This is a genomic window from Blastopirellula marina DSM 3645 (assembly GCF_000153105.1).
In the GTDB taxonomy this organism is placed as follows: Bacteria; Planctomycetota; Planctomycetia; order Pirellulales; family Pirellulaceae; genus Blastopirellula; species Blastopirellula marina.
The window spans coordinates 538,625-552,218 of the sequence record NZ_CH672377.1 but is presented as its reverse complement, the minus strand read 5'-3'; the positions used below and the strand labels follow the sequence as shown (position 1 = coordinate 552,218).

Below are 13,594 nucleotides of genomic sequence, written 5' to 3'. Positions count from 1 at the left end.
TTTCTCTCCACACTTCCGTTCGGCGATATGGCTAGATATTTGAGCGAAGCGCCAGACGAGTATTTAGGGACGCTTGATATCCAGTATAGGAAACTGCCAGCCGTCACGCTGGGCGACGGTGCAAAAAGCCGTAGCCTCTGGCGAACCCTCAAACTCCTGCTTGCTCTCGTTCCAACTCAATTCGCCCCCTACGCGTACCGCAATATTCCCCAGCAAACAAAGCGAGGAGAGTCGCGCGCCATAGGCGAAAGAGGTGTCGGTTTCACCATGACTGCGGATTGCCGAAAGCCACTGTTGATGATGGTTTTGCGGGTCTTCCAGCCGCAGCGGCGAAAGCTGAAAACCATCGACCGCCGTGCCTGGCACGATTTGGGGCATGCCGCCAAATTTGCTGGCGTAGACTTTCGCCTGTTCGGCGACGATCAAGATTCCGTCATCCGGTACCCGCGCGACGCCGACGGTTTCGACCGATGGTTTTTGGCCGCCGTCGTACCAGGTCAGACGAACCGGCGCGGCGTTTTCGCGCGCGACTTGGAACTTCACTACGCTCCAACTGGGAGGCGATTCGTTGGAGCCGTCGCCGGAGGTCTGGGCCGAGATGGCGGTTGGCGCCGTAAGCGACAACCCGGAGACGACCGGGTCGAGCAAGTGACAACCGTTGTCGCCGAGCGCGCCGCTGCCAAAGGCCCAATGTCCGCGCCATTGCATCGGATGGTAGCCGGGAGCATACGGACGCACCGGCGCTCCGCTGAGCCAGAGATTCCAGTCGAGCCAAGCGGGAACGGGGAACTCGCCGATCGGTCGCGTCACCCCTTGTGGCCAAAAGGGAGCGGTCGACCAGGCGTGGACTTCTGCGATCTTGCCGAGTTCGCCCGATTGCAAAATTTGCCGCAGCCGGCGATAGCCGCGTTTTGCGTGGTGCTGGACGCCAAACTGCGTGACGACTTTCGTGGTCGCAGCCGCAGCGGCCATGGTTTGGCAATCGGCGTAGTTGTTCGAGAGCGGCTTTTCGCAATAGACGTGCAGACCTTGCTCCATCGCCAACAAGCTGGCCAGCGCATGCGTATGGTCAGGCGAGCTGATCACCACGCCGTCTAAATCGGCCGACGAGAGCATTTCGCGAAAATCGCGAAAGCCGGCCGCTTTCGGAAAACGGGATTGAGCCTCGCCGAGATACCGCGCGTCGACATCGCAGAGAGCGGCGACTTCCTCATTTTCGCAGAGGCTCAGATTGCTGAATCCCTGATTTCCGACTCCGACAAACCCCAAACGAAGTCGCTCGTTGGGCGAATTGGCCTTGGTCACCGGCGCCGCCGAGCCGGCGAACAGAGCGGCTGACCCTCCCAATAGGAACGAACGACGGCAAATACGGTCTATCACTGGGCTTTCCCCCTCTTGTCGCAACGAGCCGTAGGGCCGAATCTAGTAGATTGGTTTTGGTTGGTCACACAAAGAGAATTGCTTTGAACGAAGTTCCCCCGCCTACGCCCGCACCCGCGCCCAAGTTCGCCACGCTGCAAGAGGCGCTGACGGCGCATGGAGCGCCGCTTGATGATGCGATCGTCGCTGCGCTCGACAAGTACGCGCAGATCGTGTGGGAAATGAATCAAAGTTTGAACCTCACGCGGCACACTGACTACGACAAATTCGTCGCGCGGGATGTTCTGGATAGTCTCGCATTGGCAGGGCAGCTAAAACCGGGCGACGAGATCCTGGATCTCGGTTCCGGCGGCGGCGTCCCCGGCGTCATCATCGCCATTCTACGTCCTGACGTGCAGGTTTCTTTGTGCGATTCGGTCACGAAAAAAGCGAAAGCTTTAGAGGAGATCGTCCATCGCGCCGGGCTGTCGATTCCGGTTTATCATGCTCGCGCCGAAGATTTGCTAGAAGATTTTCGCTATCACGCAATTGTTTGTCGCGCGGTCGCCCCTCTGAAGAAGTTGCTGACTTGGTTGGCCCCCCATTGGGCCTCCTTTGATCAACTTCTGGCCATCAAGGGGGGTAAATGGGTCGAAGAACGGAACGAAGCACGTCATTTCGGGCTTTTGAACGACCTTCAGCTCCGAAAAGAGGTCGAATACACGACCCCCGGCAACGACCATCCGAGTGTGGTTTTGAAGATTTGGCCGGCTGGACGGAAAGAACCGTAAATTTCGGCCCGACTTCGACTTACCAATCGGTTGACGCGGCTACGGTTTCCGAAGCATGATACATGATGAGGGAACTCGTCGTTTTATGGTGCGCGGTGTCCAAATCTATTCTGACGCCGCTGCATTCCTTATATTCTGACTTTTCGTAAACAACTGCGCTCGCAGCGACTTATCGCGTTCGGGAGGATTGCGCCTTGGCCGGAACACTCGGAGACTTTTCGGAAAACCTGATTCGACGCGGCATCGTCGGCCCTGATCAGCTTGCCGAAGCGGAGCAGCTTGCCGACAAGAAAAAGATTCAGGTCCACGACGCCCTGGTTCAGCTCGGTTATGCGTCAGGAAGCGACGTGATGAAGGCCCTTGCGCTAGAGCATGGACTGGAGTACATCGACCTCGACTCAGTGCTGATTAACCCGTCGGCCGTTGAGCTGGTGCCGGAATCGGTCGCCCGCGAAAACGTCATCATGCCGATGTCGGAAGAGGATGGGGCGCTGCGCGTGATCTGCAGCAACCCGTTCGACCTCGAAGCATTCGACAAATTGCGGTTCATCTTGAATCGCAAAGTGGAGATCGCGCTTGCCCCCCGCGAAAACATCCTGGAGTCGATCAACCGCTACTACGGCCAACAAGAGGGGGAGTCGGCCGATACAATGCTGCAGGAGTTTACCGATACGGCGATCGACTTCACCGACACGATGCAGGAAGATACGCAGACCTACGACGACGTCTCGGCGGTCGACGACAACAGCGCCCCGGTGGTCCGCCTGGTGCAGTTGATGATCAACGAGGCGGTCCAGCTGCGTGCTTCCGACATCCATGTCGAACCATTTGAAGATCGCGTCCGCATTCGCTACCGCATCGATGGGGTATTGGTCGAGCGGGACAGCCCCCCCCGGCGTATGTTGGGTGCGCTGATCTCCCGCATCAAGATTCTTGCCGGAATTGACATCGCCGAACGCCGACGTTGTCAGGATGGTCGCATCAAGGCAGACGTTGGCACCAAAGAGATCGACCTGCGTGTCAATGTGATACCGACCAACCATGGTCAATCGATCGTGATGCGTATTCTGGATAAAGACAGCATCAAGGTGGGCGTTCGTCAGCTTGGTCTGTCGGAAGGTTCATTCCAGAAGTTCCAGAGTCTGATCAAGCGTCCGAACGGCATCATTCTGGTTACCGGACCGACCGGTTCCGGAAAAACGACCACGCTGTACGCCGCGTTGAACGAGCTGAACCGTCCCGACACCAAGATCATCACGGCCGAAGATCCGGTCGAATACTATCTGCCGGGGATCAACCAGACGCAGGTGCGTCACAACATCGGGCTCGACTTTGCCCGGATTATTCGCGCGATGCTGCGTCAGGCTCCTAATATCATCCTGGTGGGTGAAATGCGAGATCGAGAGACGGCATCGATGGGAATTCAAGCTTCTTTAACGGGACACTTGGTTTTCAGTACTCTACACACGAACGATGCGCCCGGTTCCATTACACGTCTGGTAGACATGGGGGTTCCCCCCTATCTCGTCGCGAGTACAATTATCGCAGTGCTGGCACAGCGCTTGGTGCGGATTATCTGCGACAAGTGCAAGTCGCCGTTCACCCCCAGCGACGCGGTTTTGGAGCAAGCCGGCATCACGCCGGAGCAAGCCGCGACCGCGACATTTATGAAGGGGCGCGGCTGCGGCAACTGCCAGCGCACCGGTTACAAGGGACGTCGCGGTATCTTTGAATTGATGCCGATGTCCTCAAAAATACGAGAGCTAGCGTTTGAAGGCGCTTCGACTCAAGAGATTCGGCGAGCCGCGGTTAGCCTGGGGATGGCGACGTTGTATGACGACGGCATCCTCAAAGCAATGAAGGGGCTCACCACCCTTGAGGAGGTGTTCCGCGTCGCCAAGCAAGTCGAGCAATAAGTCTTCCTAGAGGACTCATGTCTCGCAGCAGTTCCAATTTGCGTCGCAGGGCAGGTCAAACCGTTTTTGCGAAATGCGCCACAGAACGGGCCATTTACTTGAGCGATCGGGCCGCGACGTAACAATAACAACGATCCGCCAGCTTCCTATTCCTTTTCCTTATCCCTCATCACGGAACAGAACGGATCGCACGGCAACAGGGCTCGCTTGAGCCGGGCTCGATCGAGCTCGCCTGTTGAACGTGATTCATTCCTATACCAACCAGAAACGTTAACCAGGGCGCTCCCTATTGGGGAATGTGCTGGAACGCTTGCTGTCGTTATGTAATTGCTCCCAATGCTGGGGGTAATACGTCTCTTGTTGAATGCGCTAAAGGATTCGTATGGCCACGATTCTGATTGACAAGCTGTTGCAAGCCGCCGTGAAGCAAGGCGCGAGCGACATTCATATAACCGTCGGGCAACCTCCGGTGTTTCGGTTGCATGGGCGAATGCGACAACTTGATACGAAATCTTTGGTTCCAGAAGACACCGTCTCGCTGATGAAAAGCATCACGCCAGAGCGTTGTCAGCGGGAACTGCAAGAGTCTGGCAGCGCCGACTTTGGTTTTGCGTTCAGCGATTTGGCCCGTTTTCGCGTTTCGATTTTTCGCCAACGCGGCAACATCTCGATGGTGTTGCGTCAGATTCCGAACTCGATGCTGACGCCGGAGCAACTCGGTTTGCCCGACAAAGTGATCGAGTTGTGCAAACGCCCTCGCGGGCTGTTTCTGGTGACCGGGCCGACCGGTTCGGGAAAAAGTACGACGCTCGCGAGCGTGATCAACAACATTAATGAGACGATCGATCACCATATCATCACGATCGAAGATCCGATCGAATTTTATCACTACCACAAAAAGTCGACGGTCAATCAACGCGAAGTTGGGGTCGACGTCCCCTCTTTCGCCGAAGCGATTCGTCGCGCATTGCGACAAGACCCGGACGTGATTCTGGTGGGTGAGCTGCGCGACTTGGAAACGATCGAAGCGGCGATCACCGCGGCGGAAACAGGGCACGTCGTGTTCGGTACGTTGCATACCAACAGCGCCGCCGGCACGATCAACCGCATTATCGACGTGTTTCCGACGAACCAGCAGGACCAGATTCGGACGCAGTTGGGCGAAGGTTTGATCGGCGTGTTGTCGCAAACGCTCTGCCCCAAGATCGGCGGCGGACGTTGTGCGGCTTACGAACTGCTTAACTGCACCTCCGGCATCAAGAACCTGATTCGCGAAAACAAGGTGTTTCGTATTCCGTCGATGATTCAAACCGGCGCCAAGCACGGGATGATCCTGATGGACGACTCGCTTTACAACTTGTGGAAAGCAGAGAAAGTCTCGCAAGAAGAGGTGCTCGGCAAAGCCCAGCATCCGACCGACCTGGCCAAGCGAATCGCGGACGCCAAACGAGGCTTGGAGCAAGACGAAGTGGCCGAAGCTTCCGCTCACTAACGTCAACCGAAACGACGGCAGAGATTTACCTTCAAATAGACGCAGCCAAGTAGAAGCAGCAAGGACTTATCAATGGCGATTCGACGCCTGGGACAAATTCTGGTCGACTTAGGGTTCATCAGTGATGAACAGTTGGTGCTATTGCTCGAAGAGCAAGAGCAGCAAGCTGAACATCAGGCGATCGGCAAGATTGCTGAAGACATGAACCTGATCACGGATGATCAGCTTGTTCAAGCGTTGGCCGAGCAATTGGGAATGCAGGTCGTCAGTCTGGACGACGTCTCGATTCCGGGCGACTTGCTGTCGCGCGTCACCGAGCCGATGGCCCAGCTCTACAAAGTGATTCCGATCTCGTTTGACGAAGATTTGAACGAGCTGTCGGTCGCGACGTGCGAACCGCAGAATTTGTCGACGCAGGATGAATTGCGACAGTTTTTGGGCTACTCGATTCGCGTTGTCGTCGCGACCGAACGAGACATCCAAAAAACGCTCGATCGCTATTACTCGGAAGATACCGAAAGCTTCGAAAGCCTGGTCCACGATCTCGAGGGTGACGCCGTTTTGGCGAAAGCCGCATCGGCGCTGATGGGTGACGGGCCGATCGACATTACGGACGCCGAAGCGCTGGCCGACAGCGCCCCGGTGCGGAAGCTGCTGAACATGGTTCTGCTGATGGCGATCAAAGATCACGCCAGCGATATTCACTTTGAACCGTTTGAAGAAGAGTTTCGGATTCGCGTCAAAGCGGACGGCGTGCTCTTTGAAATGGTTCCGCCGCCGCGTCACTTGGCGTTTGCAATTACTACTCGGATCAAGGTGATGGCCGATCTCGACATCGCGGAACGGCGGATGCCGCAGGATGGTCGGATCGAACTGACCGTCGGCGGGCACCCGGTCGACTTGCGCGTGTCAGTGTTGCCGACGATGTTTGGCGAAAGCGTCGTGATGCGACTGCTCGATCGCAGCGTCGTGTCGCTCGATCTAGAGAAGGTCGGCATGGATCCGGTCACGCTGAAGGATTTTCGCGTCGTGATGGAGCGTCCCAACGGTATCGTGCTCGTGACCGGACCGACCGGTTCCGGCAAGACGACCACGCTTTACTCAGCGCTTAGCGAACTGAACGAAATCACCGAGAAGATCATCACGACCGAAGAGCCGGTCGAGTATGACATTGACGGCATCGTGCAGATTCCGATCGACGCCGACATCGGCAACTCGTTCGCGAATTGCCTGCGAGCCATTTTGCGACAAGATCCCGATACGATCCTGGTCGGCGAGATTCGTGATAAAGAGACCGCCGAGATCGCGATTCAAGCGTCGCTGACAGGGCACTTGGTGTTCAGCACGCTGCACACCAACGACGCTCCTTCGACGGTCACGCGTTTGAAGGACATGGGCATTCCGACGTTTATGATCACCGCGACGGTCGAAGCCATTTTGGCTCAGCGGCTGGTGCGGCGCATTTGCAGTCAGTGTCGCGAAGAATCGATCCCGAGCAACGATATGTTGTTCGAGTTGAAGATGAAGCCCGAAGAACTGGCCGGCCGCAAGTTCTACAAAGGGATCGGTTGCGAGAACTGCAACAACACCGGTTACAAAGGGCGCATCGGCCTGTTTGAACTGCTCATTATGAATGACGATATCCGCGACATGATTATGCGGAACGCGTCGACCGACGAGATTCGAGAAGAGGCGCGGCGCGTGGGGATGACCTCGCTCCGCGACGCCGGAATGCTGTTGGCTTACGACGGTTTGACCTCGATTGAAGAGGTCGTTCGCGAAACCGTGCTCGAAGCATAGCAAAGCGAAACAAATCGAAGCCTCCTCGTGCTCGCGGCGTCATGCTGCCAACACGAGAAAAATTAACAAACAAACACGTTGAATTCACACGAACTGAGCGACCCGGCGAAATAATCGCCTGACGCCAACATCCTTCGACCGACGCGACCAGCCGCGCCGTTCGACAATCCAGGCTGCACGCGGGAAAAGATCATGCCAACCTATCAATTCGAAGCGATGGACACCGAGGGTCAGGAGATCCGCGATGTAATTGATGCGCCAACCGAAGATGAAGCGGTGGCTACTATACGCCAAATGGGCTACTTCATTACCCGCATTTCTGAAAAGAAGGCGCGGGCGAAGGCGGCCGGTAAGGCAGGTAGCAAAGGGGGCCGCACGTTCGCGATCGGCGGCGTCAGCAGTCGTCAGCTGACTACCTTCACACGGCAGTTGGCTATTCTGCAAAACGCCGGTCTGCCGATCTTGCGCAGTTTGAAGATTCTTGAGAAGCAGTCGAAACCGGGACGCTTGAAGAACTCGTTGATGGACGTCTGCGAAGACATTGAGTCGGGCGCCGGTCTGTCAGAAGCGATGTCGAAGTGCCCGAAGTGCTTCAATCGGCTCTACGTCAACATGATCAAAGCCGGCGAGGCCGGCGGCGCCTTGGAAGTGATTTTGCTTCGCCTGGCCGACTTCATGGAACGGGACGAAGACCTGAAGCGCAAAGTCAAAGGCGCGATGATTTACCCCGCGGTGGTCATCACGGTGGCGGTCGGTATTTTGACCTTCATTATGATCAAGATCGTGCCGGTGTTTAAGACGATCTTTGACGACTTCGAACTTGATTTGCCGCCGCCGACGCAGTTGTTGATCACCATGTCGACGGCGATCGTGAACTACTGGTACGTGATTCCGTTGATTCCGATGGCGTTGGTCTTGTTCGTCAAGTTGCTGCGGAAATTCCGACAAGGGCGCATGGGCTGGGACTTGTTCTTCCTGAACGTGCCGATCGCCGGCAGCTTGCAAGAGAAGAACATCCTGGCGCGGACCACGCGTACCCTAGGAACGTTGATCGCCTCAGGCGTGCCGATCCTCGAATGCTTGAACATTGCCCGCGATACGTCAGGGCACGCGATGTTCGAGAAGATGTATCACAACGTCTCCGAGTCGATCAAAGAGGGCGAATCGATCTTCAAACCGATGGAAGAAAACTGTCGCGCTCCGTTTCACCCGGTCGCGCTCTTCCTGTGGATGCTGTTCCCCGCGCTGCCGGCCGCGGCGCTGATGATTGTGCCTGGCGATGTGGCCCAGTACGCACCCACCGCGATCGGCGTTTGCGCCATCTGCGGCGCGCTCTGGTACTTCATGCGAATGAAACGTCGCGTGGTCGAACTGTTTGTGACCAACATGATCGACGTGGGTGAAGAGACCGGCGAACTCGATACGATGCTCTTCAAAGTCGCCGACACCTACGACGAGGACGTCAGCGTGATGACCGAATCGTTGACCAAGCTGCTCGAACCGATCTTGATCGTGTTTCTCGGCATCTCGGTCGGCTTTATCGTCGTCTCGCTCTTCCTGCCGTTGGTCAGCTTGATTCAAAACTTGTCGTAAACCTTATCGCACCGCAGGGAGGCCGCTCGCCAGCCGAGCCTCCCTGCTGCAAACACCCCAACTACATAACCACTTACTACGAACCGCGGCAGCGAAGCCGACGCGTTTACCAGGAAAGGTTCGCCATGAAGACTCGGGCACTTGCAACGCAGCGCAAATCAACACGGCGCGGGTTTACGCTCGTCGAACTGCTGGTCGTGATCACGATCATCGGCATCCTGGCCGGCTTAGCGCTGGTCGCGATTCCGGCGGCCGTTGGTCGCGTGAAGGAAGGCGCGATGACCGCCGAATTGGTTCAGATGGAAACGGCGATGAAGCTGTTCAGGAATGATTATGGTGCGTATCCGCCAGATGGTAACGCCGCCTACTATCCGACCAACGGCGTTCGCGAAGCAAGATTTCAATCGTTTTTCAAGAAGCTTTTCCCCCGTATTAATTCACAGGATTACGATGACGCGCTAGATTCGTCTGATACGGGTGAGAAGCAGCAAATTCAAAATCTGGTGGATGCAGGAATTGTATCTCCTGCGATTTTGACCGGCACGCTTTCACTCGATAACATTAGCCCTCCCGAAATCCTGGTGATCTGCCTGAGCGGATTTAGTTCGGACATCGAGTATCCGCTCACCGGATCCAGCGAGCGCAAGCGGTATTTTGATTTCAAACCGGAACGCCTGCAAGACAAAGACGGCGACGGTTGGTACGAGTATTATCCAAGCGGTGTGGATGCTCCGTACGTCTATTTCGATTCCAGGTCTTACGTGACCGGTGCAGGCGCCGCCGCGAGATTTCCGGCGTCTACATCTTCTGCGTTCCCTGGTATTGGTCAGGCCCGTCCTTACTACCAGATCCTGGGAAGCACTTCGGGTTTCGCCAATCCCGATACCTTTCAAATTATCTGTGCCGGCATCGATGGGTCCTTCGGTGAGTGGGACGACTATGCGGTCACCAATACCGACGTAAAAGTCTATCCAGGAGGATTGGCTGGCGCAACGCTTCCCAGTTCGTTGACGGCGTACGCCTACACCACCGACGATCGCGACAACATCACCAACTTTGCTCAGGGGCCGTTGCGTAACAAGGAGCCTGAATAATGATGCGTAATCACGCGCGAAACGACCGCCGCGGGCGGACTGCTGCTCGCCGCGGATTTACGCTGGTCGAAATGTTGGTCGTCGTCGTGATCCTCGGCCTACTGTCGGGCATGGTCCTACTGGCCCTGGCCGGCGCCGGCGAATCGGCCCGCGAAGCACGGACCCGCGGCCAAATCACCAAGCTCAACGAGTTCATCATGACTCGCTACGAGAGCTATCGGACGCGGCGGACTCCCCGGCCAACAACAGGCAACCCGCGTCAAGTTGCGACGGATCGCGTCGATAACATTCGTGCGTTAATGATGCAGGAGATGCCGGATCGCAAAACGGATTTGGCGACAGATTACACAACGCTCGCTGCGGGGCAATATTCGTCGACCTACGCTCGTCATCAACGCGCCATTATCGCGTTCACTGGCGCTTTAAGCTGGACGGATGCGTACGACAACTACTGGACCGCTGAGAACCAACACTCTGAGTGTCTCTATCTCATTTTGGCGTCGATCTCTGACGGTGAGACGAGCGCGCTCGACTTTTTGCACGATAGCGAAGTCGGAGACACCGACGAGGATGGCGTGCCCGAAGTGCTGGACGGTTGGGGCAACCCCATCGCGTTTATCCGCTGGCCGCAGGGATATCTTGGTTTCGAGAGTTCACTGCAAGATATTCGCGTCTACGATTCCTTCGATCCGCTGAAGGTTTATGGACGGACAGGCGGAATCCCGAATCTTTATACAGATGGCGCCGGGGCAACAACGGCCGATAGCTTTGCACATTTCAACCTGATGCCGCTGGTCGTTTCGCCTGGCAAGGATGGCATTTTTGATATCGTGGGCGACGACTCGTCAGGCACGACTGCCGACACCGAACGTGGCATCACCGGAAATAATGGTACGGGGCCGATCGTTTATTCTTCGACATCGCCGGTAGCCAACCCCTACGCTTTCACCGCTGCGCCCTTTATCGGCGATAACGGCTCGGTCGGTGTGGGCGCTGTCCGTGCGGATGTCAACGGCGACGGCTACGACAACTCGGTCGACAACATCAGCAATCATTACTTGATTGTCGGAGGTAACGCGCCATGAGTGGACAGTCATACAAATCGGAACAAAACCGCCGCGGCGTGACCTTGGTCGAACTGTTGGTCGTGGTGACGCTGTTGTCGATCTTGCTCGGCATCGCCGCAACCGCGGCGCGGACCGGCGCTCGCGGTAAAAAGCAACGCGAAGCGGCGCGTCAGGTGAACGCGTTTATCGCCGGCGCTCGCACGCGAGCGCTGGAGCTCGGCCGTTCGGTCGGCGTCGAGATCGTTAACAATCGTCCGAACGAACCGCAAGCCGGGCTCACGTTGTTCATGGTCGAAACGCCGCCTCCCTATGCGGGCGACTTTACTGCATCGACGGTAGAAATCCGATCCATGGGAACCAACTCCGCTTCGTTGGCGTTCAAGGTGCAAGCTGGGGGGATGCCGCCATTGCATCCGATCGATTCGACATTGCTGCTCGATCCAGATTTTGTTCAGCCGGGGGACGTTGTTTTTTTTAGTTACCAAAATCAGCCGTATCGTGTCACCGCCGTAAATCCGACGATATCGACGAACGGATATCGATTGGTCAGCGTGGAGTGGGATATTGATCAGCCATCCCCATTTCCATGGTACGCATCCGGAACCATTACTTCCCCTTTCAAAATCTACCGTCAACCGCAGCGCAACAGCGTCACGCCGCTGCAGATGCCGACCGGCATTTGCATCGACTTGGCGTTCTCGGGTTTAGGGACGACCGGGTATGGGACCAATTCGACGGGGATCGCTTCGCAAGCGTTTGCCGGCACGCCCACGACCGAGGAATACCCCAAGATCATGTTCGGCCCTAAAGGGGGCGTCGACGCTTACTATTGGCAATCGGGCACTTCGGCTACCGCCGTGACCGCTTCCGCGACGCTGCCGGTGGGCAATATCAACTTGCTGATTGGGCGTTATGAAAAGGTGATCGCAGTGACGGATCTTGGGCTTCCTTTGACGAATCCGGCGAACGTTCTATCGTTGTTCACGGCGCCCACCGCTGACGGCAGCAATATCGCCGATCCAGAGGCGATGTGGGTATCGATCAATCGACTGACGGGCAACATCGCGACCACCAACAACGGGGCAGTCAGCACCTCGGTCGGATCGGCGCCAGACGCGATTGCGTCGGCGCGCCGCTTCGCCAAGCAGGCTCAGAACATCTCGGGCCGATAACCGAAATCAAACGTGACGTAATGATGATAACCATGCAACCAACTCGAAATCGCCCGCGCGGCATCACGCTGGTCGAAGTGTTGATGTCGACGATGGTCGTGATGCTGGGGATCCTCGGCCTGATCTCGCTGATTCCGCTCGGCAGCCATCTGGCCGAACGGGGAACCCGCAGCGATCGCGTCGCCAGCATCGGCCGCCGCGTCCAGCGCGAAGCGAAGGTCTACGGCATGATGAACCCGGACGCTTGGCTCGATCCGCTGGACCCAACGCCCAATGATAAATCGACCATTCGAATCTCTCCCTCGGCCTTGCCTGTGCGTCAGGCGTACTTGATTGACCCGATGTTTTTTATTGACGGCGCTACCGAGCGTCAAGGTTTTCCCTATGCCGCGACGGCGACGCCGAAAATGCGTCGCTTGTCTCTGGGAAGTTATCCGGATGTCTCGGTGATTACCGACGCCCAGCAGCGTTTGAATATCATCGGCCGTCGCGGCGAACGCGCGTTCGTTTCTGACGATGACTACGGGGTAGGAACCGCCGGCGGTTATGAGCGTCCCAAGGATCGCGAAGACCCGCTATTGCAGAAGTTCTTCACACGCGGCGGGACGGCCATTCGCCGTCAGTCGCAAGGGACCTATAGTTGGGCGATCATGCTGGTTCCGGAGTTTGCCAGCGTGCCGGTCAATACGACGAGCGGCGGCTTGACTCCTCCGTTCAGTGCGGCGACTGACGCATCTCAGTTACCGACCGATCAATACACGATGTCGACAATTATCTTCCAGAATCGCCAAGGCGATATTCCCGGCAGTGCCGATATCGCTACGTCACTGAACGAACGCGTACTAGGAGTTGACGGCGCTTCGTTTATCAGCGGCGGAGGCGCGTCGGGCGAAGTCGAAGTAAGTGGTACAGAGGCGGAGCTCGACATGAGAACGGGCGACTGGATTTGCCTGTCCACACGTATTACGAGAACTGTTTCCGGCGACTCGTATTACTGGGGCGATGTTTTCAAATGGTATCGGATCATTGCAATGGATGAAATCGATGCTTCGGGGACTCCCTTTCGACGTTTAACAATCAGCGGGCCTGATTGGAACGCGACGGACCCTCCCACCCAGGCCATCTACGTCGAAGACGTAATCGGCGTTTACGAACGAAAGGTCCGCTTGGAGACGGGCTCTCCTTGGACCCCTTAAACACTCACGATTTACTTTTCCTGAAGACTACTCTTACCAGCAATTCAAGCGGCCGACTTACGGCGGTTTGACGAAATAACGGCGACGCTTTGCGGGGGCTGGCGTCGTCATGCG

Annotated in this window: 10 protein-coding genes; 9 read left to right on the top strand and 1 reads right to left on the bottom strand. The window is 56.8% G+C overall.

The window, feature by feature from the left end; all coding sequences use genetic code 11:
- Nucleotides 1–63: 63 nt before the first annotated feature.
- A complete protein-coding gene (locus DSM3645_RS21345; RefSeq protein WP_050769479.1) occupies nucleotides 64–1,380 on the bottom strand; it encodes a Gfo/Idh/MocA family protein in 1,317 nt (438 codons plus the stop codon).
- 83 nt (nucleotides 1,381–1,463) lie between these two features.
- Between DSM3645_RS21345 and rsmG the strand changes: the two genes are divergently transcribed.
- The 9 genes from rsmG (at nucleotide 1,464) to DSM3645_RS21300 (ending at nucleotide 13,480) form a co-directional block, all read left to right on the top strand.
- Nucleotides 1,464–2,150, top strand: coding sequence for a 16S rRNA (guanine(527)-N(7))-methyltransferase RsmG (gene rsmG / locus DSM3645_RS21340; protein ID WP_002654652.1), 687 nt, complete (start codon nucleotides 1,464–1,466; stop codon nucleotides 2,148–2,150).
- Between the two features lie 194 nt (nucleotides 2,151–2,344).
- A complete protein-coding gene (locus tag DSM3645_RS21335; protein ID WP_002654651.1) occupies nucleotides 2,345–4,066 on the top strand; it encodes a GspE/PulE family protein in 1,722 nt (573 codons plus the stop codon).
- Between the two features lie 382 nt (nucleotides 4,067–4,448).
- Nucleotides 4,449–5,558, top strand: a complete 1,110-nt coding sequence (locus tag DSM3645_RS21330) for a type IV pilus twitching motility protein PilT (RefSeq protein ID WP_002654650.1) — start codon at nucleotides 4,449–4,451, stop codon at nucleotides 5,556–5,558.
- Between the two features lie 72 nt (nucleotides 5,559–5,630).
- Complete coding sequence (locus DSM3645_RS21325) at nucleotides 5,631–7,358, top strand: GspE/PulE family protein (protein ID WP_002654649.1); 1,728 nt, start codon at nucleotides 5,631–5,633, stop codon at nucleotides 7,356–7,358.
- A 192-nt stretch (nucleotides 7,359–7,550) separates the two neighbouring features.
- Nucleotides 7,551–8,951 carry a type II secretion system F family protein gene (locus DSM3645_RS21320; protein ID WP_002654648.1) on the top strand — a complete coding sequence of 467 codons (1,401 nt, stop codon included), beginning with the start codon at nucleotides 7,551–7,553 and terminating at the stop codon, nucleotides 8,949–8,951.
- A 125-nt stretch (nucleotides 8,952–9,076) separates the two neighbouring features.
- Nucleotides 9,077–10,045: a prepilin-type N-terminal cleavage/methylation domain-containing protein gene (locus DSM3645_RS21315; protein WP_002654647.1), complete on the top strand. Its 969-nt coding sequence runs from the start codon at nucleotides 9,077–9,079 to the stop codon at nucleotides 10,043–10,045.
- Nucleotides 10,045–11,130, top strand: a complete 1,086-nt coding sequence (locus DSM3645_RS21310; RefSeq protein ID WP_002654646.1) for a prepilin-type N-terminal cleavage/methylation domain-containing protein — start codon at nucleotides 10,045–10,047, stop codon at nucleotides 11,128–11,130. Before DSM3645_RS21315 ends, DSM3645_RS21310 begins: the two co-directional genes overlap by 1 nt.
- The gene (locus tag DSM3645_RS21305; protein ID WP_002654645.1) at nucleotides 11,127–12,284 is read left to right on the top strand and encodes a prepilin-type N-terminal cleavage/methylation domain-containing protein; all 1,158 of its coding nucleotides are present in this window, start codon (nucleotides 11,127–11,129) and stop codon (nucleotides 12,282–12,284) included. The genes DSM3645_RS21310 and DSM3645_RS21305 overlap by 4 nt, the downstream gene beginning before the upstream one ends.
- Before the next feature lie 32 nt (nucleotides 12,285–12,316).
- Nucleotides 12,317–13,480, top strand: a complete 1,164-nt coding sequence (locus DSM3645_RS21300; protein ID WP_002654644.1) for a type IV pilus modification PilV family protein — start codon at nucleotides 12,317–12,319, stop codon at nucleotides 13,478–13,480.
- Nucleotides 13,481–13,594 lie beyond the last annotated feature (114 nt).